The sequence below is a fragment of the Brevundimonas sp. GW821-FHT02A10 genome, assembly GCF_059422025.1.
On sequence record NZ_JBWKWC010000003.1, the window covers coordinates 116293 to 140734 of the forward strand.

The 24442-nt window shown below is 66.8% G+C and carries 26 protein-coding genes and 1 tRNA gene; 17 read left to right on the plus strand and 10 right to left on the minus strand.

Annotation, left to right across the window (positions count from 1 at the left end; translation table 11 throughout):
* Positions 1-6: 6 nt before the first annotated feature.
* The gene (locus AC07U0_RS10120; RefSeq protein ID WP_494719897.1) at positions 7-1572 is read right to left on the minus strand and encodes an exopolysaccharide biosynthesis polyprenyl glycosylphosphotransferase; all 1566 of its coding nucleotides are present in this window, start codon (positions 1570-1572) and stop codon (positions 7-9) included.
* A 157-nt stretch (positions 1573-1729) separates the two neighbouring features.
* Between AC07U0_RS10120 and AC07U0_RS10125 the strand changes: the two genes are divergently transcribed.
* Positions 1730-1821, plus strand: a tRNA-Ser gene (locus tag AC07U0_RS10125).
* A gap of 57 nt (positions 1822-1878) precedes the next feature.
* On the opposite strand, the gene AC07U0_RS10130 is transcribed toward AC07U0_RS10125, so the two are convergent.
* Positions 1879-2331: a hypothetical protein gene (locus AC07U0_RS10130; protein ID WP_494719898.1), complete on the minus strand. Its 453-nt coding sequence runs from the start codon at positions 2329-2331 to the stop codon at positions 1879-1881.
* Between the two features lie 281 nt (positions 2332-2612).
* Here AC07U0_RS10130 and AC07U0_RS10135 point away from each other — a divergent pair, with 281 nt between their 5' ends.
* The 6 genes from AC07U0_RS10135 to egtB all read left to right on the plus strand — a co-directional run bounded on the left by AC07U0_RS10135 (position 2613) and on the right by egtB (position 9742).
* Entirely contained in the window at positions 2613-3947 is a 1335-nt protein-coding gene (locus AC07U0_RS10135) for an Hsp70 family protein (protein ID WP_494719899.1), read from the plus strand.
* A gap of 131 nt (positions 3948-4078) precedes the next feature.
* Positions 4079-4378: a hypothetical protein gene (locus AC07U0_RS10140; protein WP_494719900.1), complete on the plus strand. Its 300-nt coding sequence runs from the start codon at positions 4079-4081 to the stop codon at positions 4376-4378.
* Positions 4379-4386: 8 nt separating this feature from the next.
* Positions 4387-5646, plus strand: coding sequence for a hypothetical protein (locus AC07U0_RS10145; RefSeq protein WP_494719901.1), 1260 nt, complete (start codon positions 4387-4389; stop codon positions 5644-5646).
* A 97-nt stretch (positions 5647-5743) separates the two neighbouring features.
* Complete coding sequence (locus AC07U0_RS10150) at positions 5744-6049, plus strand: SCP2 sterol-binding domain-containing protein (protein WP_494719902.1); 306 nt, start codon at positions 5744-5746, stop codon at positions 6047-6049.
* A 115-nt stretch (positions 6050-6164) separates the two neighbouring features.
* Positions 6165-7376: an acyl-CoA dehydrogenase family protein gene (locus AC07U0_RS10155; RefSeq protein WP_494719903.1), complete on the plus strand. Its 1212-nt coding sequence runs from the start codon at positions 6165-6167 to the stop codon at positions 7374-7376.
* Between the two features lie 209 nt (positions 7377-7585).
* A complete protein-coding gene (gene egtB / locus AC07U0_RS10160; RefSeq protein ID WP_494719904.1) occupies positions 7586-9742 on the plus strand; it encodes an ergothioneine biosynthesis protein EgtB in 2157 nt (718 codons plus the stop codon).
* An 83-nt stretch (positions 9743-9825) separates the two neighbouring features.
* On the opposite strand, the gene AC07U0_RS10165 is transcribed toward egtB, so the two are convergent.
* Together AC07U0_RS10165 and AC07U0_RS10170 are read right to left on the minus strand one after the other, a co-directional pair.
* On the minus strand, positions 9826-10053 hold the full coding sequence (locus AC07U0_RS10165) for a con-10 family general stress protein (protein WP_494719905.1): 228 nt from the start codon (positions 10051-10053) through the stop codon (positions 9826-9828).
* 95 nt (positions 10054-10148) lie between these two features.
* A complete protein-coding gene (locus AC07U0_RS10170) occupies positions 10149-10307 on the minus strand; it encodes a hypothetical protein (protein ID WP_207931810.1) in 159 nt (52 codons plus the stop codon).
* 109 nt (positions 10308-10416) lie between these two features.
* Here AC07U0_RS10170 and AC07U0_RS10175 point away from each other — a divergent pair, with 109 nt between their 5' ends.
* Entirely contained in the window at positions 10417-10713 is a 297-nt protein-coding gene (locus tag AC07U0_RS10175; protein WP_494719906.1) for a hypothetical protein, read from the plus strand.
* Here AC07U0_RS10175 and AC07U0_RS10180 read toward each other — a convergent pair.
* Together AC07U0_RS10180 and AC07U0_RS10185 are read right to left on the minus strand one after the other, a co-directional pair.
* Positions 10710-11354, minus strand: coding sequence for a hypothetical protein (locus AC07U0_RS10180; RefSeq protein ID WP_494719907.1), 645 nt, complete (start codon positions 11352-11354; stop codon positions 10710-10712). The genes AC07U0_RS10175 and AC07U0_RS10180 overlap by 4 nt on opposite strands.
* 119 nt (positions 11355-11473) lie before the next feature.
* Entirely contained in the window at positions 11474-12073 is a 600-nt protein-coding gene (locus tag AC07U0_RS10185) for an MBL fold metallo-hydrolase (RefSeq protein ID WP_494719908.1), read from the minus strand.
* A gap of 186 nt (positions 12074-12259) precedes the next feature.
* Here AC07U0_RS10185 and AC07U0_RS10190 point away from each other — a divergent pair, with 186 nt between their 5' ends.
* The 6 genes from AC07U0_RS10190 (at position 12260) to AC07U0_RS10215 (ending at position 17941) form a co-directional block, all read left to right on the plus strand.
* Positions 12260-13183 carry a polysaccharide deacetylase family protein gene (locus AC07U0_RS10190; RefSeq protein WP_494719909.1) on the plus strand — a complete coding sequence of 308 codons (924 nt, stop codon included), beginning with the start codon at positions 12260-12262 and terminating at the stop codon, positions 13181-13183.
* Positions 13184-13330: 147 nt separating this feature from the next.
* The gene (gene tig / locus AC07U0_RS10195; RefSeq protein ID WP_494719910.1) at positions 13331-14674 is read left to right on the plus strand and encodes a trigger factor; all 1344 of its coding nucleotides are present in this window, start codon (positions 13331-13333) and stop codon (positions 14672-14674) included.
* Between the two features lie 255 nt (positions 14675-14929).
* Entirely contained in the window at positions 14930-15868 is a 939-nt protein-coding gene (locus AC07U0_RS10200; protein ID WP_494719911.1) for a hypothetical protein, read from the plus strand.
* Positions 15869-15963: 95 nt separating this feature from the next.
* Positions 15964-16605 (plus strand): ATP-dependent Clp protease proteolytic subunit, encoded by a 642-nt coding sequence (locus AC07U0_RS10205; RefSeq protein ID WP_207931818.1) that lies wholly within the window; start codon positions 15964-15966, stop codon positions 16603-16605.
* 89 nt (positions 16606-16694) lie between these two features.
* Positions 16695-17591 (plus strand): alpha/beta hydrolase family protein, encoded by an 897-nt coding sequence (locus AC07U0_RS10210; protein WP_494719912.1) that lies wholly within the window; start codon positions 16695-16697, stop codon positions 17589-17591.
* 29 nt (positions 17592-17620) lie between these two features.
* Positions 17621-17941: a hypothetical protein gene (locus tag AC07U0_RS10215; RefSeq protein WP_492947874.1), complete on the plus strand. Its 321-nt coding sequence runs from the start codon at positions 17621-17623 to the stop codon at positions 17939-17941.
* Here the strand turns inward: AC07U0_RS10215 and AC07U0_RS10220 are convergent.
* A complete protein-coding gene (locus tag AC07U0_RS10220; protein WP_494719913.1) occupies positions 17938-18588 on the minus strand; it encodes an HAD-IB family hydrolase in 651 nt (216 codons plus the stop codon). The genes AC07U0_RS10215 and AC07U0_RS10220 overlap by 4 nt on opposite strands.
* Before the next feature lie 210 nt (positions 18589-18798).
* Here AC07U0_RS10220 and clpX point away from each other — a divergent pair, with 210 nt between their 5' ends.
* The gene (gene clpX, locus AC07U0_RS10225; RefSeq protein WP_494719914.1) at positions 18799-20064 is read left to right on the plus strand and encodes an ATP-dependent Clp protease ATP-binding subunit ClpX; all 1266 of its coding nucleotides are present in this window, start codon (positions 18799-18801) and stop codon (positions 20062-20064) included.
* A gap of 63 nt (positions 20065-20127) precedes the next feature.
* Here the strand turns inward: clpX and AC07U0_RS10230 are convergent, their stop codons facing one another.
* On the minus strand, positions 20128-20574 hold the full coding sequence (locus AC07U0_RS10230) for a protease inhibitor I42 family protein (RefSeq protein WP_494719915.1): 447 nt from the start codon (positions 20572-20574) through the stop codon (positions 20128-20130).
* Between the two features lie 115 nt (positions 20575-20689).
* Entirely contained in the window at positions 20690-21787 is a 1098-nt protein-coding gene (locus tag AC07U0_RS10235) for a serine hydrolase domain-containing protein (protein ID WP_494719916.1), read from the minus strand.
* A 133-nt stretch (positions 21788-21920) separates the two neighbouring features.
* Here AC07U0_RS10235 and AC07U0_RS10240 point away from each other — a divergent pair, with 133 nt between their 5' ends.
* On the plus strand, positions 21921-23387 hold the full coding sequence (locus tag AC07U0_RS10240) for a LytR/AlgR family response regulator transcription factor (RefSeq protein ID WP_494719917.1): 1467 nt from the start codon (positions 21921-21923) through the stop codon (positions 23385-23387).
* A gap of 54 nt (positions 23388-23441) precedes the next feature.
* On the plus strand, positions 23442-23846 hold the full coding sequence (locus tag AC07U0_RS10245) for a hypothetical protein (RefSeq protein WP_494719918.1): 405 nt from the start codon (positions 23442-23444) through the stop codon (positions 23844-23846).
* A 3-nt stretch (positions 23847-23849) separates the two neighbouring features.
* Here AC07U0_RS10245 and AC07U0_RS10250 read toward each other — a convergent pair whose 3' ends face one another.
* Positions 23850-24398, minus strand: coding sequence for a DUF1643 domain-containing protein (locus AC07U0_RS10250; RefSeq protein WP_494719919.1), 549 nt, complete (start codon positions 24396-24398; stop codon positions 23850-23852).
* Between the last annotated feature and the right edge of the window lie 44 nt (positions 24399-24442).

The window sequence follows — 24442 nt, forward strand, 5'->3', positions numbered from 1 at the left end:
AGATGATCACCGGACCGCCGACCGGTCGCCCAGCAGGACGGGCAGGGTCACGGCCATGATCCACAGGTCCAGCCAGAAGGACTGGCGCTCGATATAGTCGACGTCCAGCTGTACCCGGCGGCGCACGTCATGGGCGCTGTCCAGGGGACCGCGCGAGCCGTTGATGGCGGCCCAGCCGGTCATGCCCGGCTTGATGCGGTGGCGATGGGCGTATTCGGCGACCAGCAGGGCCGACTCGACCGGACCCGTCTTCATGCCGATGGCGTGGGGGCGCGGGCCGACCAGCGACATCTCGCCGGTCAGGACGTTCAGAAGCTGCGGCAGTTCGTCGAGGCTGGTCTTGCGCAGGAATTTGCCGACCTTGGTGATCCGGTCGTCGTCGGCTGTGACCTGGCGCGAAGCGGTGGCGTCGGAAGCCTCCTGACGCATGGAGCGGAATTTCCACACCACGATGGCTTCCTGATTGAAGCCGTGGCGGCGCTGGCGGAAGAAGATCGGGCCGGGGCTGTCCAGCTTCACGGCCAGGGCGCACAGGCCGATGATCGGCGAGACGGCGATCAGGCCCAGCCCGCCGATGACGATGTCCTGCAGTCGTTTGTGGAAGGCGCGGCGGTCGGCGTCGGCGGCGTTGAGCGAGGCCAGCGGCGCGCGGGCCAGCTTCGTCAGGGCGGCGGTGCGCTCCTGTTCCCCTTGAGGATCCACCAGCAGGGTGACTTCATTGGGCAGGGTCTGCAGCTGCGCCGTCAGCTCGCGCACCCGGGCCTGGGCCTCGGGGTCGATGGCCAGGACGATGCGGTCGACGTAGGGGGTGATCTTGTGGTTCAGGAGGGCCCCGGCGGCGCCGAGGACCGGTACGCCCTCGACGCTGTCGGGGTTGCGGGCCAGACGGTCGTCGAATACGCCCAGCACATTGATGTCGCGGCGCTTGAGGGCGTCCCTGATCAGACGTTCGGCATGGCGGGTTGCGCCGACCACCACGATATTGGGTGTCAGGGCGCCGGTGTCGCGCCAGTGGGCCACCATCCAGCTCCACAGGCTGTGCAGGATCATGACGGCGATCAGGGCCGCGCCGGTCCAGCCGGCCAGGGTCTCGAGCTCGAGCGCCGAGCCACGCAGCAGCCAGCCCGCGCCGAGCGCCAGGGCGCCCGCGGTCGCGGCCATTCCTGTCAGGGCGGCCAGATGCAGGGTCAGCGACTGTTCGCGGTCGAATTGGTACAGGCCCAGCGACTTCATCAGCCCCAGCAGGACGACGCAGCCCAGGATCATCGGCACGGCGCGCGCGATCTCCAGCGCCATCAGATTGGTCGGCGACATGGCCCAGCCGCAGGCCAGGGTCACGGCGATGACCGCCAGCACGTCCACCGCGCGGAAATAGTGCACCGATAGCCGCGAACCGTGCTTCTGGCGCGCATTCAGCCAGACCTCGGGCCGGAACGGACCCCGCCGCGAAGCCCCGTCGGCCTTGGTGTCCGCCTTGGGCGCGAGCGCCTGCAACGCCCCGCTGTCGCCGGCACGCGCCGGGACTTCGGGCTCGCCCTTGTGAAGGCGGGTCACGTTCAGGGTGTTCGACATCGTCGTCCGTCGGCTGGGGAACTCCGCCGCATCCTGCACAGCCGCCGTGGATGTCGCGTTAACGCCCGGCGTTTTGCCGTTCGATCAAACTTCTGGCCTCAACTGACGTCTTGCCGATTGCGCCCGGCGACGACCTTCGCTATCGACGCCTCCTGCCGGAGACGTGGCCGAGTGGCTGAAGGCAACGGTTTGCTAAATCGTCATACCCTGTAAGGGGTATCGAGGGTTCGAATCCCTCCGTCTCCGCCAGATTTCCCGCCGCCCACCCTTGCCGCCGCCCACGGACGGCAAGGGTAGGGCGAGAGGCTACCAGGAAAACCCGACGGACACCTTGGAAAGGTGCTGGTAGTTCGAGGCGGCGAAACCGACGCTCGCGTCCCAGGCCCCTTCGCGGTGCGTCAGGGTGACTCCGACACCCGTTTGATCATTGAAGGTCGCGGCTCCGGCGCCAATCCGGTTCGTCTCACCGTCCGCGGGCGACTGGAAATCAAGAGCGCTGCTCATGGCCACGCCGGCAGAAAGCAGATTGGAGGAACGGGAGAGGTCTCCGCTTGAGGCGAAGTCGGACAACGGCACGAAGGACGACGGCACGCCCGGACCGCCGATGATCCCGTTGGCGCATGTGGCGAAGATGCCGGAGACATTGCAAACCATGACAGCGGGACCTTCAGGCCCCGTGGTCTGGGCCTGAACGGCGGAAGCCCCGCAGATCAGCGCGATAGCGCCCGAAGCGGCGACAAGGTGAAGGCGAGCGATCATTGTGAAATCTCCGGTTGGGGACGGCATGCTGCGCCACGACCTGTCGAGGGACAATCGCCGTCCACGCGGGCCAGAATTGGCGCTCCGGGGGCGTCGTCACCTGTTTCCGCGCCGCCGGGCTTTGCAGGACTGACTCCCCGGCCTAAGAACTTCTGACAAGCCCACTCACGCGCGGGACACCGGTGGCGTCGAGGCGGGGGCCTCTGTTGTCTCGATCTCATCCCATTCCAGATCCTGCGCTTTGCGAAGCGGCGGGTTTTGCTGCGCTTCGAAAGTCCGCCATGCCCCCCGGCCTCAAGACTGACCCCGTCCTCACCATCGGCATCGACTTCGGCACCACCAATACGGTGGTCGCGGTGACGCGCGCGGACGGCCAGGCCGAGGTGCTGCGGTTCGAGGCGCCGACCGGCGACCTGACCGCCTTCCGCTCGACCCTGGGCTTCCAGCTGCACCAGACGCCGGGACAGGCGCCGGAGCGGGTGGTCACGGCCGGGCCCTGGGCCATCGACGCCTATGTCGAGGACCCGCTCGACACCCGCTTCATCCAGTCGTTCAAGAGTTTCGCCGCCAGCGCCGCCTTCACCGAGACGGTCATCGACAACCGCCGCTACAGGTTCGAGGATCTGCTGGGCGCCTTTCTGCTCCAGCTGCGCGGCCATGGCGGGGAGGGGATGGCCGACCTGCCGCCCCGGATCGTGGTCGGGCGGCCCGTCACCTTCGCCGGTGGTTCGCCCGACGCGGCCCTGGCGCTGGAGCGCTATCAGGCGGGGTTCGAGCGGCTGGGCTTCACCGATATCCGTTATGCCTATGAGCCCGTCGGCGCGGCCTTCTTCTTCGCCCGCACCCTGAAGACGGACGCCACGGTCCTGGTCGCCGACTTCGGCGGCGGCACCAGCGACTTCTCCATCGTCCGCTTCGAACAGACGCCGGACGGCCTTCGCTCCCACGCCCTGGCCCGGTCCGGGGTGGGCGTGGCCGGCGACGCCTTCGACTACCGCATCATCGATCATCTGGTCTCGCCCGAGCTGGGCAAGGGCGGTCAGTACCGGACCTTCGACAAGACCCTGCCGATCCCCCAGCGCTACTACGCCGCCTTCGCCCGCTGGGACCAGCTGGCCCTGTTGCGCGCCTCGCGCGACATGAAGGATATCCGCGACATCGCCCGCAATGCGGTGGAGCCCGAGAAACTGGAGCGGCTGGTCGAGGTGCTGGACGACAACCACGGCTACGCCCTCTATCAGGCCGTGTCGGCGCTCAAGATGGCCCTGTCGCAGGACGAAGAGGCGACCTTCGCCTTCGAGGCCGGCTCGGTGGAGATCGAGGCCGAGGTCACCCGCCAGACCTTCGAAGGCTGGATCGCGCCCGAGCTTGCGGCCATGGAAGCCGCCGTCGACCAGGCCCTGAATGAAGCCGGGCTGGAGGCGTCCGGCGTCGACCGCATCTTCCTCACCGGCGGCACCTCCTTCGTCCCCGCCGTCCGCGACATCTTCGCGCGCCGCTTCGGCGCCGACCGCATCGAAACCGGCGGCGAGTTCGAATCCATCGCCTCGGGACTGGCGCTGATCGGCCGCGAGACGGACCTCGACCTGTGGACGGAGCGGGAGGCGGCGTTCTGACATGCGCCAAGGGGGACGGCGGCGCAGCGAAAGTTGAGATCCTGAGGTTGGTGGAATTCTATCAGAACAATCTTGACGGGATGCTGATCTGGAATAACGGTGTAATTTGAATTTCCTTGGGAGGGAAGGCAATGACCGCTGTGCCGGTGAAGATCAAGGTTACGAGACAGGACAACGCCAAAGTAAAGCGGACGGACGTTCTGATCGACGATCGGGTTGTGCCGTTTAATGGCAATAACGACTGCAATATCTATGTGCAGTCCGATCATCTCTACGACCTCACAGTCGTTTGCCGTGGGACGATCAATGCTAGCACGACGATCAGGATCACGCGGGGCGGCGACGATGTCATTTCGCCGCTGAGCGTCACTGTCGGTAGCCAAGCCGGCATCGACCATGGCGACAGCCAGTTCACGGTCTCGGCGCAATGAGATTTTTGTTGGCATGCGCCGTCACGGCCGGGCTGCTCTCGTCTCCCGCATCGGCGCAGGACCGCGACAATGAAATCGCGGCGTTGCGGAGCCAGCTTGCGGCGGCTCGCAGCAATATGGATGCGCTCGAATCCCGATTGGCCAGGCTTGAAGCGCCCTCCGCAGCGCCAGCGGCCGCTCCGGTAAGCATCGCGGCGGCGGGGAACGTCGAAGGCGCATCGTCGGAGCAGGACAATCCCCCCCCCATCAGCAGTTGGGGCGTGTCCTGGATTGTGGCGGATGACGAGGAACAGACACCGGCGGCCAGACATGAAGCACGGAACACAGAGTTTGGATTGATCGCGGGTCCGGACGGGGGGCGCGCGTCGTTCGCGCTGAGCAGAACCCTGGACTACGACGGCCGAGCATCCGAGGGGGCTGTCGACATCATTCGTGAGGTCACGAGTCTGACCCTGTCAGCGCCGCTTGCGAAGGACGGCGACACACCTTTCGCGACCCTGGACGGTTTGGCCTCGGGCGCCAAGTTCGAGGTCGAATTCACGCGCGGACATGCCAGAACCTTGACCGCTGCCGCTGCGCGCCTGAGTGCAATAGCGCAGGCGGCGCGCCAGCGGTGCCGCGCAGCGACGCCAGCCTATGCACGCGGTTGCGTGCAGCTTGACGATGCGTTCAAGGAAAAATTCTTCGAGGAGGGTGAGGAAGAAACCTACGAGCTGGAGTACGCCCGCGCAGCCTTGCAGCGGAGTTACGATTGGTCGCTCCGAGGCGCGTTGGGGTATGACGAATTCACATACTATGCATCGCCGAGCCTTGATAAGACGAAGACCGAGCGGGTCTCCTGGAGTGTGGGCGCGGGCCTGACCTTCTTCCCGTTCGACCGCTCTTCCGCCTCGATCGATCTGGATTATCAACGCGGTTATGAAGCGGCCAAAGCCGCTACCGCCTGCCCGATCCCGGTTGCAGGGGCTACCTTCGTTACCTGTGTGCCCGGACCGCTTGCAGGACCGGAATTCGGGGAGAAGCTCATTATGGCTTCCGAGCTGAAGTATATTCAGAACCTGAAAGGCATCCCCCTGATTCCAGCTGTAGGAATCGCCCCCCGTATCGAATTTGACGTGTTGTCAGGAGAGGTCGCCGTCGACTTTCCGATCTATCTCGCACCGAACGGCGACGGCAATCTCACCGGCGGGGTTCGGTTCGGCTACGTGAACACGGACGATGAATTCAAGTTCGGCGTCTTCGTCGGCAAGGCCTTCTCCCTGTTCTAAGTCGATCTTTCCCCGACGTGATCTTGTGAGGCTCCGCGCGGCGGTCTAGGGCTCTGGTCACCGAAATCCGGGCGACAAAATCCTAGGGAGACGACCCATGGCCGATCTGGCTCAAGTCACCGATCACATCCGCAACGCCGTCGGCGACAACTCCGGTCTGGGCAAGACCGTGAAGATCGACCTGGGCGATGTCGGCAAGATCTACATCGACGGCGCCTCGACCCCGAACACGGTCACCAATGAGGACAAGCCCGCCGACGCCACCGTCACCATCAGCTGGGACGACTTCATCGCCCTGTCGGAAGGCAAGCTGGACGGCATGATGGCCTTCATGCAGGGCAAGCTGAAGATCGCGGGCGACATGATGATCGCCCAGAAGCTGCCGGCGCTGCTGAAGCGCTGATGCGCAGGCGACAACACGACTGACGGACGGCGCGGCTCCTCGGGGGCCGCGCCGTTTTCGTTTCTGCTCCCCAAGCCCGGCGCACGACCGGGGACAACGAGAAGAGGATACGCACATGGACTTCAAGCACAGCGAACGCGGCCTGCACTGGCAGGAGCGGGTGCAGCGCTTCATGGACGACAAGGTCTATCCGCGCGCCGAGGAATACTGGGCCCAGGTCCACGCCGACCACACCGTCCAGCCGCCGATCATGGAGACCATGAAGGCCGAGGCGCGCGAGGCCGGTCTGTGGAACATGTTCCTGCCCGGCGAGCACGGCGCGGGCCTGACCAACCTCGAATACGCGCCCCTGGCCGAGATCATGGGCCGGTCGCTGTGGTCGGCCGAGGTGTTCAACTGCAACGCCCCCGACACCGGCAATATGGAAGTGCTCCATATGTACGGCAACGAGGCCCAGCAGGAGCAGTGGCTCAAGCCCCTGATGGCCGGGACCATCCGCTCGGCCTTCCTGATGACCGAACCGGCCGTGGCCTCGTCCGACGCCACCAATATCCAGACCTCCATCGTCCGCGACGGCGATGAGTATGTGATCAACGGCCGCAAATGGTGGTCGACCAATATGGGTCACCCGAACGTCAGGATCGCCATCGTCATGGGCAAGACCGACACCTCGGCGGCGACCCACCAGCAGCAGTCCCAGATCCTCGTCCCCACCGACACGCCCGGCTTCCGCGTCGAGCGGATGCTGACCGTCTTCGGCTATGACGAGCGCCCGATCGGTCACGCCGAGGTCGTCCTCGACAACGTCCGGGTGCCCGTGACGAATCTGATCGCCGGCGAGGGCCGGGGCTTCGAGATCGCGCAGGGGCGTCTCGGGCCGGGCCGTATCCACCACTGCATGCGCACGATCGGCGCGGCGGAGCGTGCCCTGGACCTGATGTGCGAGCGCCTGCTCAACCGCACCGCCTTCCGCAAGCAGTTGGCCGAGCATTCGGTCTGGGAGCAGCGCGTCGGCGAGGCCCGCACCAATATCGAGATGTGCCGCCTGATGGTGCTCAAGGCCGCCTGGATGATCGATCAGGCCGGCGCCAAGAACGCCAAGTCCGAGATCGCCCAGATCAAGGTCGCGGCCCCGCGCATGGCGCTCAAGATCATCGACGACGCCATCCAGGCCTTCGGCGGCGCCGGCGTTTCGGGCGACACGCCCCTGGCCGAACTCTACGCCGGGGTGCGGACCCTGCGCCTCGCCGACGGTCCGGACGAGGTCCACAACCGCACCATCGCGCGGCTCGAATACGCCAAGCACGGCGGCAAGCCGGTCCGGTAAAACGGCGGTCGCCCGTTTTTGTCAGCAGCCGTTCGCCGAAGGGGCTTTTCTTCCGGCGAACGGTGGTTGATCCATGGCGAAGCTGACGGCCGTCCCCATCTCCCCGCCATCGACGCTTGCGGTTCCCGACACAGGAACCAAACCGCGCCGGTGACATTTCAGGGCCGGGTGGGGAACCGCCGTGGGCAACCCGGGCGGAGGCTGTCACTATGAACGATCTCGCACGTATTCCGTCGTCCGCCTCGGACGACATCGACCTGTATCGGGCCGTCCGCGCCCGCATGCCGGAACTGGCGCAGGGACTGTCCGCCGAAGATCTGGCCGCCCAGCCCATGGCCGACGCCAGCCCGGGCAAATGGCATCTGGCCCACACCAGCTGGTTCTTCGAGGAGATGATCCTTGCCGCCGAGCCGGGCTATACGCCCGTCGACCCGCGCTGGCGCCGGCTGTTCAACTCCTACTACGAAGCCCTCGGCCAACGCGTCGCCCGGCCCGAGCGCGGCCTCATGACCCGGCCCTCGCTGGACGAGGTCATGGCCTATCGTCGCGAGATCGACCGCCGCATGGTCGACCGGCTCTCGCGCGGCCTGACCTCGGGCGCCGAACGCTATCTGTTCGCCCTGGGTCTCCATCACGACCAGCAGCATCAGGAGCTGTTCCTGATGGACCTGCTCTATCTGATGTCGCGCTCGCCGCTGGATCCGGCCGCTTATGCCGTCGAGCCGCGCGAGACGCCGGTTCAGCCTGCGGTCGGGAGCGTGACCCGCTTCGACGGCGGTCTGGTCACCATCGGCCATGACGGCGCGGGCTTCGCCTTCGACAACGAGGGCCCGGCGCATCAGACCTTCCTCCAGCCCTTCGCCCTGGCCAACGATCTGGTCACCAACGGCGACTGGATCCGATTCATTCAGGACAACGGCTACGGCCGGCCCGAACTCTGGCTCTCCGACGGCTGGGCGACGGTGAAGGGCGAAGGCTGGAGCGCGCCCCTCTACTGGCATGCGGAGGAGGGGGGCTGGTCTGTTTTCGGCCTGTCCGGCCTCGCCCCCGTCGATCCGACCGCCCCTGTGCGCCACATCTCGCTCTACGAAGCCGACGCCTACGCCCGCTGGGCCGGCAAGCGCCTGCCGACCGAGGCGGAGTGGGAGCATGCGGCTGTAACCGAACCCGCCGCCTTCGCGAACCTGTTCGGAGAGGTCTGGCAGCACACGGCCAGCAGCTACTCCCCCTATCCCGGGTTCCAGCCAACCGACGGCACGGCGTCCGAGTACAACGGCAAGTTCATGGCCAATCAGATGGTCCTGCGCGGCTCCTGCTTCGCCACCCCGCCGGGCCACGCCCGCGCGACCTACCGCAACTTCTTCTATCCGCATCAAAGGTGGGCGTTCATGGGCCTCAGACTGGCCGAAGACACGGCGCCCGAAGCCGCGCTCGCTGATACCGATGACGCCGCCGAGTTCCGCGCCGAACTGATCGAGGGGCTGTCGAAGCCCCAGAAGGCGGTCTCGCCGAAGTGGTTCTACGACGCCGAGGGCTCGCGCCTGTTCGAGGACATCACCCGCCTGCCGGAATATTATCCGACGCGGCAGGAGGCGGGCCTGCTCAGGGATCTGGCCCCACGCCTGACCCGGGACTTCGGCGACAACGCCGTGCTCGTAGAGTTCGGCTCGGGAGCCAGTGAAAAGACCCGCATCCTCCTCGACGCGGCCCCGAACCTGTCGACCTATATCCCCATCGACATCAGCCCCGACGCCCTGAACGAGGCGGCCGGGCGGATTACCGCGGCCTATCCGTCGATCGATGTGGTGCCGGTGGTCGGGGACTTCCTGAACCTGCCGGCCCTGCCGGAACTGGGACGTGGACGTCGCATCGGCTTCTTCCCCGGATCGACCATCGGCAATCTGGACCGCGACGCGGCCATCGACTTCCTGAAGACGGCCCGCGCCCGGCTGGACGACGGCTCGCTGTTCATTCTGGGCGTCGATCTGGTCAAGGCGCCCGAGCTGCTGGTCGCCGCCTACGATGACGCCCAGGGCGTGACGGCGGCGTTCAACAGGAACCTGCTGGTCCGGGCCAATGCCGAACTGGGCGCCGATTTCGATCTGGACGCCTTCGAGCATCTGGCGGTCTGGAACGCGGCGGAATCCCGCATGGAGATGCACCTGCGCTCGACTCGGGATCAGAGCGTCCGCATCGGTGAGGCGACCATTCGCTTTGCAAAAGGCGAGACCATCCACACCGAAAGCTCGCGCAAATACACCCGCGCCTCGGTGATCAAGATGGCCGAGGCGGCCGGCTGGACCGTCACCCTGTTCGAGACCAGTCCCGAGCCCTCGGTCGCCCTGGCCCTGCTCAGCGCCACCTGAACAGGGTCAACTGACAGGCACAAGAAAAAGGCGGCGAAACCGTTCTGGTCTCACCGCCTGATCCTTGCGTTCTCCGGGGAGGATTACTCCGCCTGGCCTTCGACGTCGCCGGGACGCCGCGAGCCGTGCGAGGCCTCTCCGCCCTTGCGACCGGCCTGGGCGGCCAGACCGCGGTCTTGCGAGAAGCTCCGCTTCTCCGACGGGACGCTGGCTCCACCCTTGCGGGCGATTTCACGCTGACGTTCCGGGTCCATCGAGGCGAAGCCCCGCTTGGAGACACCCGAGGGGCGGTTGGTCTGACCTTCGGCCATTCGGCTGTTCCTTCCTGAGTAGTGTGGTGCTTGCGATGAAGAACCCCGGGAGTCGGTCAAGGTTCCGAGGCCGACGCATTCAGTCGCCGGAACAATCAACTTGCATTCTGATCAAACGTTCGGGAATCGGGTTCATCCCCAATGCCGGGATCAATCTGAGGCAACTCATCGGGGGCGCCGCCCGGATCGATATCCGGCGTTTCCGCGGGTTCGTCGGGGAATTCGGGCGGGGCGCCGGGATCAATGTGGGTCATGTCGGTCTCCTGTCGGAGGAGAACGTTCAAACGTCCGCGATGTTCAGACGCGGGCGGAACCCGACCCGGCGGGCGGCGGTTCTTTCGCCGAACTCCAGGGAGCTTTCCAATGACCGAATCCTACACCCCGACCGCCGACGACATCCTCTCCGACGACCTGCGCGAGGAAGGGCCGGGCGAACGCCTGGGCCGCAAGGCCGACACCCTGATCGCCGACGCCGAAGGCCGCGCCTTCGCCCGCTCGGAAGGCATCCGCAAGGCCGTCCGCTCCGACCTGCATCAGGGCCGCCTCTGGGCGAAGGACCACGCCGAACAGACCCGCGAGCTGATCCGCGACAACCCCACGAAGACCGCCCTCTACGCCCTCGGCGCGGGCGTGCTGTTGGGCCTGCTGCTGCGACGCTAGGACGGGAGCGATGTCCCGGAACTGTCTTCGGCCGAACCGGACGTGCGTCGCCTTGGCCACAACACGATGAGGCTTACCAGCAAGGCCCCGAACGCGCCGAGGCCATAGGCGACCAGTGTCGGCCATTGCAGCGGTCGGTAGCCCAACCTCTCAGCGAACGATTTCGGTATGGGGAAAAGAGGCTCTGGTGGAAATCCGTACATCGCCCGCACGATGTTGGCTGTGCCGCCGCCCCGCTGGAAGACGAAAGACCCGGAGCAGGCGTCCCGCAGCACTGTGTACTCAGTCGCATCGGCGGCGGGCGAGGGAGGTTGTTTGATAAGCGCGACCAGATAGCTGCCGCGGATTGAGTCTGGCGGCCCATGGTTCAACCCCCGATGCCAGTCGGCCGTCAGGGTCGTCGGCGCTCGACCAAGGATTACCGCATCAACCTCTAGCGTCAGTTTTGCCGGACGGCTCGAAGCGACGTTCCCGTCCCGGTCCCGGCGGATCGGATCGAAATGCGTCACTCGACCGACGACAATCAGGTCCGCTTGTCGGACGTCCTCGATCTGTAGCTCCGTTTGGACGATACAGGCGCGGGCCGCCGTGCCCGCTGAAAGCGCCACGGTGAAGGCAAGCGCTGCGATGGAACATCTCATTCGCAACCTCGTCGCCATTTCGGTTCCGCATCGACCCTGATGAACAGGGTTTCTACGATGAGGGTTAAGGCGCCGCTACGTGCGGTTGAAAGGCCCCCGTTGTTTGTCGGGCCTCGACCCTAGGACGGCCCGGTCGGCTCCCGGAACACCCGCGGCCCGAGCAGCGCCCGGTCAGACACGAACGGATTGGTCTGGCGCTCCTGGCCAAAGGTCGAGTGCGGGCCGTGGCCTGGGACGAAGGTGACGCCTTCGCCCAGCGGCCAGAGCTTCTTCGTGATCGACTGGATCAGGGCTTCCGGATCGCTCTTCGGGAAGTCGGTGCGGCCGACCGAGCCCTGGAACAGGACGTCCCCGACCTGGGCGAAGCCGATGGCGCGGTTGAAGAAGACGACGTGGCCCGGCGTATGGCCCGGGCAGTGCACCACCTCCCAGGTCGTCTCGCCCAGCGTCAGGACGTCGCCGTCGCTCAGCCAGCGGTTCGGGGTGAAGGTCCGCGCCTCGGGCAGGCCGTACATCTGGCCCTGCATCGGAATGCCCTCAATCCAGAACAGGTCCTCGATGTGCGGGCCGATGATTTCGACGCCCGACTTCTCCTGCATCTCGGCGGCGCCGCCGGCATGGTCGAGGTGGCCGTGGGTGATCCAGATCTGGTCCAGCGTCAGGCCGCGCCGCGCGATCTCGCCGAGGATGGCGTCGGCCGACCCGCCCGGATCGATCACGGCCGCCTTGTTGGTCTTGGTGCACCAGACGGTCGTGCGGTTCTGCTGCAGCGGCGTGACCGGGGGTGATGAAGACGCCGACAGGGGCTTGAGGGGAGGGGCTCTGGCTCATCCCCGACAGATAGCGGTCCGCGCCCGCAGGCGAAAGCCGTCGCGCCGAACCGCACCGGCCTGTACGAAGGCTTCATGCTGAACCGCCGCCACCTCCTGTCCGGCCTCGCCGCCGTCTCCGCCCTGAGCGCCACGGGCGCCCGCGCTGCCGACGGGCCCCGCCTGGCGATCACCATCGACGACTTCAACATCGCCGACGGCGCCCTGCTGGACGGAGCCGCCCGTCATCGCGCGGTGCTCGACGCCCTTGACGGCGCCGGGATCAAGGCCGCCGGCCTCGTCGCGGGCAAATATGTCGACAACCCCACGGGCGCCGCCCACCTGGCCGCCTGGGCCGAGGCCGGGCATCTGATCGGCAACCACACCTGGGGGCACGCCTATTACGGCGGCGCCAACCCCGGCGACCTCGGCGCCGACATCGACCGCTGCGCGCCCCTGATCGCGCCCTATGCTACCGCCCGGCCCCTGTTCCGTTTCCCCTTTCTGGCCGAGGGCCGCACGGCCGAGACCCGCGACCGGATGCGCGCCGTCCTCGCCGACCGGGGCCTCAGCAACGCCCATGTCACCATCGACGCCTCGGACTGGTACGTCGACCAGCGCCTGCGCGAGCGGCTGGACAAGGACCCCGGCGCCGACGTCACGCCCTATGGCGATTTCCTCGTGCGGCACCTGCTGGACCGCGCCGCCTTCTACGACGGTCTGGCCCGCGACGTGCTGGGCCACAGCCCGCCGCACACCCTGCTGATCCACCACACGCTCGCGACGGCCCTGTTCCTGCCGAAGGTGCTGGCGGGCTTCAAAGCGGCAGGGTGGACCCTGATCGACGCGGAGACCGCCTTCGCCGATCCGGTCTTCCAGTCGAAGCCGGATATCGCCCCCGCCGCCAACAGCCTGATCTGGCAATTGGCGAAGGTTGACGGCCGATTCGAGGCCCGGTTGCGCTCTCCCGGCGAGGACGGGCCCTGGGAGAAGCCCGCCATGGACGGGCTCGGCCTCTAGAACGCCACGTTCGCGTTGACCTTTGGGGCCTGTCTCGACATAAGGGCGGGCTTCGAGGCGCCGCCCTATCCGGGCGGCCTTTCTGCTTTATCCATTCCGCGTATGGCCGCGTTGGCCGGTTGCGCCCCAGAACGTCAGATCCCGACCATGCAAGTCGTCGAAAAATCCACCGAAGGTCTCAGCCGCGTCATCGCCGTGACCATCCCCGCCACCGAGCTGAACGCCAAGCTGGACGCCAAGCTGAAGGAAGTCGCGCCGCAGATGAAGCTCAAGGGCTTCCGTCCCGGCAAGGTGCCCGCCGCCCACGTCAAGAAGACCTTCGGCCGTGAGTTCATGGGCGAGATCATCAACGCCGAGCTGAACGAGACGAGCCAGAAGGCCCTCGACGAGGTCAAGGTGCGCCCCGCCGCCCCGGCCGAGATGAAGCTGATCTCGGACATGGACAAGGTGATCCTGGGCCAGGAAGACCTGGCCTATGAGATGGAGCTGGAAGTCATGCCCGACTTCACGCCCGTCGATCCCAAGACCCTGAAGCTGACCCGTCCGACCTATGAGGCGACCGACGCCGATCTGGACGAAGCGCTCACCGAACTGGCCGGCCAAGCCAAGTCCTATGAGGACAAGAAGGGCAAGACCGCCAAGGCCGCCGACGGCGACCAACTGACCATCGACTTCCTGGGCAAGCTGGACGGCGAACCCTTCGACGGCGGCGCCGCCGAGGACGCGGACCTGGTGATCGGCTCGGGCCGCTTCATCCCCGGCTTCGAAGAACAACTGGTCGGCGCCAAGGTCGGCGACGAGAAGACCATCGAAGTGACCTTCCCGGCCGACTATCAGGCCGCCAACCTGGCCGGCAAGCTGGCCACCTTCGACATCAAGGTGAAGGCCCTGAAGTCGGAAGTCGCCGGCGTGGTCGACGACGCCTTCGCCGAGCGCATCGGTCTGGAATCGCTGGACAAGCTCAAGGAGCTGCTGCGCGGCAACCTGAACCAGCAATACGCCGGCGCCGCCCGCTTCAAGCAGAAGCGCGCCCTGCTGGACCAGCTGGACACCGCCCACAGCTTCGACCTGCCGCCCAAGATGGTCGACGCCGAGTTCGACGGCATCTGGCAACAGGTCCAGGCCGACAAGGCCAAGGGCGACCTGACGGAAGAAGACGCGAAGAAGTCGGACGACGAGCTGAAGGTCGAGTACCGCAAGATCGCCGAGCGCCGCGTGCGCCTGGGTCTGGTCCTGGCCGAGATCGGCCGCGCCAACAACGTCGGCGTCACCGATCAGGAACTGAACAACGCCATCATGGCCGAGGCCCGCAACTATCCGGGTCAGGAGCGTATGGTTCTCGACTTCTACCGCCAGAACCCCAACGCCGCCGCCCAGATGCGCGCTCCGATCTATGAGGAGAAGGTCGTCGACCTGATCTTCGGTCAGGCCGAAACGACGGACACGCCGATCACCAAGGAAGAGCTTCTTAAGGAAGAAGACGAGGGCTGATTCTTTCACAACGTTAACTGGCTCGCCATCGGCGGCCGGACTAGAAAGGGAGGCGTCGATTGACGCCTCCCTTTTTCATGTCTGCGATCCTGGAGATCCGCCTTCATGACCCTGACGGTCCTGCTTCTTTCGCGCCTGGCGTCGAAACAGGCCGTTTCCACGCCGGCGCAGGCGATATTCGCGGCGTACCGCCGGCCTTGCATCGGCCGTTGGGCGACGCGATAAGCTCTCGCTTCCAGTCAGGAACCGTAACCGATGCTTGCCGCTCTTTTCGCAGCCCTCGCGCTTCTGGCCACGGGCCAGTCCTCACCCGAGACCGCACCCCAGACGGCCCCCCAACCGGGGTCTCAAGCCGATCCGTCGGCGACCCAACTCCCCGAAGTCGTCGTCGACGGCCGTCGCCCGCGTGAAGCCGCGACCGAGTTCGTTGAGGAAATCGGCGCGGCGCCGATGGGCGCCCAGACCGCGCGCTGGAACGGCCCCATCTGCGTCAGCGTCTCCAACGTCCGCGCGCCGTTCGGCCAGTATCTGGTCGATCACGTCTCCGCCGAGGCTGCGGCTCTGGGTCTCGATGTCGGTGAGCCGGGATGCGAACCGAACGTGATCATCATGGCGACCCAGGACGGTCGCGCCATGGCCCGGCATCTGGTGTCCGAGGCCGGCGTCGGTTTCCGCCCCACGGACGGCCCCACCAACCCTTCGCGCGCCGCCCTTCGCGAATTCCAGGACTCTGACGCCCCCGTGCGCTGGTGGCATGTGTCCATGCCCGTGGGCGAGGACTTCGGCGAACTGGCCGTCCGGTTGCGCGGCAGCGAAGCCCCGACGCTCAACGTCCATGCTGGCTCGCGCCTGACCTCCAGCATCCGTTACGACATCGGCTGGGTCATCATCGTCGTCGACATGAACCGCACCAAAGGCGTGCCGCTGGGGACGGTCGCGGACTATGTCTCCATGGTCGCCCTGGCCCAGATCGACCCCGACGCGGATCTGAAGGCGTTCGACACCGTCCTGAACGTCTTCGACAATCCCAACCAGGGGCCCGGGCTCAGCAATTGGGACCAGGACTATCTGAAGGCCCTGTATACGACCCGAAACAACCGGATGAACCAGCGTCAACGCCAGGGCGAGCTCATCGACAGCCTGGTCCACAACCAGGGGGCTCAGATCGCCAAGGCGTCCGACGCGGGCGAATAGCGCCCACCTTGCGTGAACGCTTCCGCAACGCGATATGCTGTTGAACGAGGCGGCGAACTCCCGAGTCGCCGCCCACAAGCATCCGAGAAGGCCATATGCGCGATCCGATCGACTATATCTCCAACAACCTCGTGCCCATGGTCGTGGAGCAATCCAGCCGGGGCGAGCGGTCCTTCGATATCTTCTCCCGCCTGCTGCGCGAGCGGATCATCTTTCTGACGGGTCCGTTCGAGGACACGATGGCGTCGCTGATCTGCGCCCAGCTGCTGTTCCTGGAATCGGAAAACCCGAAGAAGGAAATCTCCATGTACATCAACAGCCCCGGCGGTCAGGTGACCTCGGCGCTCGCGATCTACGACACCATGCAGTACATCAAGTCCCCGGTTTCGACCGTGGTCATGGGCATGGCCGCCTCGGCCGGCTCCCTGATCCTGACGGCCGGTGAGGCGGGCCAGCGCATTGCCCTGCCGAACGCCCGCATCATGGTCCACCAGCCCTCGGGCGGGTTCCGCGGTCAGGCTTCGGACATCGAGCTGCACGCCGCCGACATCCGCTACACGAAGCGCCGCCTGAACGAGATCTACGTCCAGCACACCGGCCGCACCTATGAAGAGGTCGAATCCACCCTCGACCGCGACCATTTCATGGACGCCGAGGCCGCCAAGGCCTGGGGCATCGTTGACCACGTCTACGACAAGCGCACTGAAGCCGAGGCCGACGGCATCAAGACCGTCTGATCCAGACGATCTTTTCCGATCGAAGAGGGGCGCGCCGGACACGGCGCGCCCCTTTTTCTTTGTGCTAGCGTCGTTCCATGAAACTGGCCATGAACGCTTTCCGCACCCTCGTCGTCGCCTTCTCGGCCGCCGCGACCCTGTCCGGTTGCTACCCCTATCGTCTGACCGGCGACGATGTGGTCCCGACCGATGCACGGCTGACGGCGGCGGGAATGCGGATGACGCCGGGCCTGCCCCTGGCCGAGGTCGGCGCCCGGCTGGGCCTGACGGTGACCGAGGAGACGCTGCCGGCGGCGTTCGGCCCCGTGGCCCTGACCCGGTTCGAACACGCCACATCCAAACCCCTCATCGTCTTCTGCGGCGGCAACATGTTCCGGCGCGAGTTGGGAGGCCAGAAGGTCGTGGCCCTGCTGGCCCCACTCGGCGACGTCTGGATCTTCGACTATCCCGGCTATGGCGACAGCGGGGGGCAGGGGAAACCCGACCAGTTCGAAGCCCTGAACCAGACCATCTCCGCCCGCGTCGACCACGCCTTCGCCACGGGCCGCACGGGCGATCTCGCCTTCTGGGGCCATTCGCTGGGCGGCACGGTCTGCGGCGATCTGGCCGGGCGTACCGACCAGGCGTCCGACCTCGTCCTCATTTCGACCTTCCAGAGCTTCGAACAGGTCATTCGCGCCGGCGCCGCCCAGAAGGCCGGTCCGCTCGGCGGTCTGGTCCGGCCCGTCCTGTCCGACGACGTGCCCCGCTTCGATCTGGGCGTCGCGCTTGAGGGTTATCAGGGCACGGCGATCGTGGTCGGCGCCCGCAATGACGACACCGTTCCCTTCCTGGCCACCTCGCGGCTGGAACAGACCCTGCGCCGCGAGGGCGTGGCGACGCGGATGATCGTCCTGCCCGCCGCTGACCATTCCCGTATCCAGGAGACCCCCGGCCTGATCGACCAGATCGCCGAGGCCCTCAAAGCCGCGGGCTTCGGCGACTAACGCTCCGACTCTGTGCTATGGCCCCGCCCATGCAGCACACACGCGATCAAAAGGGGACCGTCGAGGTCGACGGCGAACTTTACGACTGGGAGCTGCGCCGCCAGCCCCGGCGCACCACCGGCAACAACTGGGAAGGCATCGCCGTCAGCCTCTGGATGCAGGGCTACAAGCGCGAGGCCATCATCCAGTTCCCCATGCCCATGCGCGCCAACGGCCATCCTGACCTCGAGAAGCAGAAGGTCAACGTCGACTACGTCAAGAACGCGATCACGGCCGCCATCGAGGCCGGCTGGGAGCCCACCTCGCGCGGCAAGGCCGTCGAGTTCGACGTCGACGCCCAGGGGCGCTAGGGCCGGCCTGTAAAGACCCGGAAGCCCTTTTCGTCGGCGATCTCGAGCATTTCCGTGTCGCCGGAGGTGTCGCCATAGGCGGCGGCCAGCCGGATGTCGGGCCCATAGACCGCGTGTAACCGCCGCACCTTCTCCGGCCCGCGGCAGTTCGGACCCGCGAAGGCGCCCGACACACGGTCCTCGGCGTCAAAGAACAGGGGCGTGCCCAGCAGGTTCTCGGCGCCCAGCCGCTTGGCGAAGGGCGCGACCGTGGTTACGGGCGAGGCGGTGACGATCACCCGGTGCGCGCCTTTGTCGCCCCAGGCGTTCCAGCAGGCCAGGGCGTCCGGGCGCATGAACCGGTCCCAGACCGCATCGGCGAACCGTTCGGCCTCCGATTCCAGCGTCTCGCGGTCCATTCCGCCCAGAAACTCGCGCACCGAAGCCGCCTTGATCCGTCCCCGATCGCGATCGCGCGCATAGTGGGCCACGGCGGGCGCCATCTTCAGCAGCCCCAGCGCCCAGCCCGCCGGACCGGCCCGCCAGCGCAGGAATTCGGTGAAACTGTCGCGGATCGTCAGGGTGCCGTCGAAATCGAAGGCCACGACCGGCCCATTCGGGGGTTGGCCGGCCTCAACCCTCTGGCGAACCGTGTCTGCGCTCCCCATGTCACTCATCCGCCGTGATCCCCATCGATACAGACCAATCCACGTCCATCACGAACTGCTCACCTTGAGCGGGGTTGTGAGTGGCGTTTGGATGGGTGATTGTCATTTTTTGAATATCTTCGCGTCCATAGTGATGGAATCAACGCGAAGGAAGCGCGAGAGTCCCATCCTCACCTGAGGGGAAAGACGCCGCGAGAGTGAGAAGGGTCCATGACCAAAGCCGCCGGAACTGACGCCAAGAGCACGCTGTATTGCTCCTTCTGCGGCAAGAGCCAGCACGAAGTGCGCAAGCTCATCGCCGGCCCGACCGTGTTCATCTGCGATGAATGCGTCGAGCTGTGCATGGATATCATCCGCGAAGAGCACAAGATCGGCTTCGTGAAGTCGAAGGACGGCGTCCCGACCCCGAAGGAGATCCGCGAGGTTCTCGACGACTACGTCATCGGTCAGGGCCACGCCAAGAAGGTCCTCTCGGTCGCGGTGCACAACCACTACAAGCGCCTGAACCACGCGACGAAGAACAACGACGTCGAGCTGGCCAAGTCGAACATCATGCTGATCGGGCCGACCGGCTCGGGCAAGACGCTGCTGGCCCAGACGCTGGCGCGCATCATCGACGTGCCTTTCACCATGGCCGACGCCACCACCCTGACCGAAGCCGGTTACGTGGGTGAAGACGTCGAGAACATCATCCTGAAGCTGCTCCAGGCCTCGGACTACAACGTCGAACGCGCCCAGCGCGGCATCGTCTACATCGATGAAATCGACAAGATTTCCCGGAAGTCGGACAACCCCTCGATCACCCGCGACGTCTCGGGCGAGGGCGTGCAGCAGGCCCTGCTGAAGATCATGGAAGGCACCGTCGCCTCCGTGCCCCCGCAGGGCGGCCGCAAGCATCCCCAGCAGGAGTTCCTGCAGGTCGACACCGCCAACATCCTCTTCATCGTCGGCGGCGCCTTCGCCGGCCTGGAGAAGGTGATCTCGGCGCGCGGCGCGGGCGCTTCCATCGGCTTCGGGGCCAAGGTCAAGGAAATCGACGAGCGCCGCACCGGCGACATCCTCAAGGGCGTCGAGCCTGACGACCTGATGCGCTTCGGCCTGATCCCCGAGTTCATCGGCCGTCTGCCGGTTCTGGCGACGCTGGAAGATCTGGACGAACCGGCCCTGGTCACCATCCTGACCGAGCCCAAGAACGCCCTGATCAAACAGTACAAGCGCCTGTTCGAGATGGAGAACGTCAACCTGACCTTCACCGACGACGCGCTCAACGCCGTCGCCAAGAAGGCCATCACCCGCAAGACCGGTGCGCGCGGCCTGCGCTCGATCCTGGAAGGCATCCTGCTCGAGACCATGTTCGAGCTGCCGACCTTCGAGGGCGTCGAGGAAGTGGTCGTCAACGCCGAGGTCATCGACGGCAAGGCCCAGCCGCTGCTGATCTATGCCGAGAAGAAGAAGGCGGCCGACGGCGCGGCGTAAGCCGGGTCACAGCCCAAACGATCAGGGGGCGCTTCCTTCGGGGAGCGCCCCTTTTTCATGCCGTCAGCGGACGGTGATCTGATAGCGCGCCGTCTCGGCCGGGCGCGATCCCGCCTCCCACGGGCGGGCATAGGCGAAGGTCAGGGTGGTCTGGCCCCGTTTGGCCGCCGTGAACGCCCATCGGGTCTCGGCGGGCCCGCCGGGCCTGTTGGCCGCCGTCGCCACCACGGCCCCGAACGGCTCGCCGCGCGTCAGGACCGTAGCGTCGAAGCCTTCGAGCCGCCACGCATAGCCCGTCCCGGCGTTCCCCGGCAGGGCGATGGTCAGGGTCTGGCCCGGCCTCAGCACCGTCTCGCCGTCCCGCACCCCCGCCACGGGCCCCGGGGCTGGCCTCGCCGTCGGTGCCAGCTCGCCCAGATCGGGCAGCGAACCGCAGCCCGCGAGCGCCGCGATCGCAAGGCCTCCGACGGCGGCGACCTTCAGGACGGATGCAGGGAAGGGCAGGGGCATCTGGGAATCTCCTCGCGGCGGCGGCCGCGCGGCGACTCTAGCGCAATCCGTCGGGCCCCGCCCCCGGGTCGGACGCCGGGGCCCGGATGTATCCCCTTTCCTTGCCGTCTGCCCGTCAGACGAACACCCGCAGCAGGGCCAGGGCGAACTCGTCCATCGTGCGCTGGGACACGGCGGTGTTGTTCAGGATCACGACCGTGCCGCGCCCGTCGAGCCGGTGACCCAGAACCGAGCGATAGCCAGCCGTATTGCCCGTCTCCCACGCTGCGGGAATGGTCGCGCCTGCAATCTCGACCTGCCAGATACGGCCGCCCAGCGCATATCTGTCCGAGGCGACCTCGACCGTGGTCAGAGCCCGCCGGGAGGCCGGGCTAAGGAAGCCGGTGTCATAGACGCCGTGCGAGAAGCGCTGCAGGTCCGCCGCCGTGCTGAAATACCCTCCGGCCGCGACCAGATAGTTGGGCCTCGGACTGATCCATTCCACCGGCGGCGTCACGGTCCGGTACGAGGTCGCATTGGCCGAGGCCAGTTGGGTCGTATCGGCCATCCGCAGCGGATTCAGGACCAGGGCCCGCATGGCTTCGGGGTAGGGCATGCCTGTGACGGCCTCGATCACGCCCAGGATGATGATCCAGTTGGTCATGGCGTAGTCGAAGCGCGCGCCGGGCTCGAACACCATGTCGCCCGAGGCGAACAGGGCGATGGCCTCGCGCGTGGTCATCGGCTTGTTGATGAGTGTGGGATCGGCGCTGTTCAGCCCGCCGAACAGGTTCGGCACGCCGCTGCTGTTCGACAGCAGCCGTCGCAGGGTGATCCGGGCGCCCGTGTCGGCGCGGTAGTCGGTCAGCCAGGTGGTGATCGGGGCGTCGAGATCGAGTTTGCCCATGTCCACCAGCCGCATCACCGCCGCCGCCGTGATCCGCTTGGAGATCGAGGCGATGCCGAGCGGTGTGTCGGTCGTCATGGGAACGGCGCGATCGATGACGGCCTGACCCGTCGCCCGGGCGAAATGTGTCCGGCCGCCCCGACCCAACAGCACCACACCCTGGAACCCGCTGTCCCTGACCATGCCGTCGATCAGGGGAATAACGCGGCTGTCCAGCGAACCTGCACCCGCGGAGGCCGACGCGGGCAGGGCTGTCGCGGCGACTGCGGCGCCGGCCGCGGTCAACAGCGAACGGCGGTTGAAGCCTTGGGGTCTGGTCTCGGTCACGCTAGAACACTCCTCACTCTTGTCGGGGACTATCCGGTCGCGGCAGGGTCGTCCTGATACCCTGATCCGTCGCCCGGAGCCTGTCTCATTGGTCTCGCCGACCATCCTTCCAACCGGATTTCGGTGAACGACCGTGGGCGTCGGTGAGCGTCTGCGCGGCCGGGCGACGGCGCTTATCCTCCTGCTCGCCGGCCTGACGGTCCTGATCGGGCCGGCGCTCCAGCCATTGCTCACGCCGCCGCCGCCGCGCCCGGCCCTGAGCTGGAGCCTGTGCGACCCCTCCTCGACCTGCCAACCGGTCCGGATCGACGGTCTGCGCCTCGACCGACCGGTCACCGTCCTGCGCACCACCTTCGCTCCCGATCGGACCCGGACCCCGGCGCCGCTCTCCGTCCACCTCGTCGCCATGGCCAGCGGCGAGGTCTGGTGGAACGGACATCTGATCGGGCGCAACGGCCGGGTCGGCCCCGACCGCGCCGCCGAAACGCCCGGGCGGTTCAGCGCCGTCCTGTTCGTGCCGCCGGATCTGGTGCGCGAGGGTCCCAACACGATCGAGGTTCGGCTGTCGGCGCATCACCTGTGGGCGCCGGTCGCCCGGCCGATCCATCTGATCGCCATCGGCGGCTATGACGACCCGCTGAGGGGCGCGCTTGTCCATTATCTGCCGACCTTGCTGGCGGTCGGACTGCTGGCCCTCGCCCTGCTGTTCAACGTCCTGCTGTGGGCGACGCGCCGTCCGCCCGGCTCGGCCGCCTTCGCCGTCATGGCCGGGGCGGTGTTGTGTCAGGCCGTGATCGAGGCCGGCAAGCTGGTCCAGACCTATGGCTATCCCTGGCAGCTCGGGCGGTTGATGGGGATCGTCGTCTTCGCCGCGCTCGCCGCCGCCGCCTTGGGCAATCTGGCGTCGCGCTTCACGCCCGACCGGCGTGCGCGCCTTGTCCTGAACCTCGCCCTGGCCGCAGGACTGGCGATCGCCGCCTTCGGCCCGCCGTGGTGGGACGCCAAGGCGCTGTGGGCCTTCCGCTGCGGCGTCGCCGTCCTGCTGGCCGGAGCCGTGCTCGGGCAGGCCGGGGGCAGGCGCGGCGCCCTGTGGGTCGGCCTGACCTGCGTCGCCGCCCTTGGCCTGTCCTGGACCCGCAACTTCCTCGATACAGGCTATTACTGGGGCTTCCTCGCCCTGTTCGGTTGGTGGGGAGTCCACGCTGTCCGCTCATTGCGGCGCGAGGCGTCAGACCCCGTCGTGGCGCTCCCGGCGCCCGACGACAGCCTGCTGTCGATCCCCGACGGCGGCTCGCGCCACCGGGTCCGCGCCGGAGACATCCTGCATATCCGCGCTGCCGACGACTATTGTCTGGTCCGGCTGGCGGACGGGCGCGAACTGCTGTCGACAGCCAATCTCTCGGCGTTGATGGCGTTGGCCCCCGACCGGTTTCTGCGCATCCACCGCAGCCACGCCGTCAATCCGCGCCGTATCGCCGTGGTCCACCGCGCCGGCCGGTTCGCGCGCATGGTGGAGATGGAGGGCGGCGAGCGCCTGGGCGTCGGCCGCACCTACTGGACAAGGCTGGAAGCCGACCTCGCGCCGTCGGTTGAGGGGTAGCCTTCCGGGGGCGGACGGGTCTAGGGAGCGGTCCTGAAACCGGAGGCCCCGCCCGTGACGACCCCAGACACCGATCCCGACTTTGACTCCGGCGGTTACGACATCGACGACTGGTCGCGGCTCGTGGCCTTCACCGGCCGGGTTGCGACGCTGGACGACGTCCAGGCCAAACAGGCGGTCTTCGCCCTGGACGACACCGAACGGCCGTTCCCGCTGGATCTCGACCTTCCCCAGCCCGTGATCTGGTGGGAGGAGGACGGCGAACAGGCGGCCGTCGCCGTTCAGGCCGAATGCCACACCACCGCCGAGGGCGAGGAGATGGAGGTCGTCGGCCTGATCCTGCCGGACGGGGAGGCGGCCATCGCCCTGCTGGAAGACCTCGACATCGTCGACGACACCGACCCGACCTGGCGCAAGCTGGTGGCTGGCGCCGTGGACGGCGTTTCCACCGACGACTGAACTTCAGACGACGTAGGGGATCAGCGGCGTATCCCCTCGTAAATAAAGGGGATGTTTCGGGCTGCCGTCGCCATTCTGACCGAAGCACCACAGCTCGACCCCGTCGGCCCTCAGGGCCTCGATCAGGGCCTTGCCGGCGGGCGCCAGGGCCTTGTTCAGCTTGCCGTGGCAGACGACGACCTTGCCCGCCTTCGCGGCCTGGGCGCGGATCGTCGGCAGATTGTCGGGCGAAACCGCCTCGACGCCGGGCGCCAGCAGCATCTTCGGGTCGGTGGCGCGATAGTCGCCGACATTGGCCTTGACCATGGCCTCGAAGCCCTCGCGCCGGGTGAAGGTCCATTCGCGCGCGCAGGTTGGATCGTTGACCAGGGCGTCGGCGGTCGAGGGGTTCATGCCGATGAACAGCACATACCGCTCGGGGAAGGTCTCTCCCGTCCAGCGTCGCATCAGCTGACGATAGCGGCCGTCCGCGCTGAACGCCGCATCCCCTTTCACCCCGGGCATCAGCGCCAGCCGCACCTTGCCGCCGGGGTCGTGTTTGTCAGCGGTCATATGCGGGCTCCCGGGATTCGAACTGGCGCCGATTCCCGCTGTGT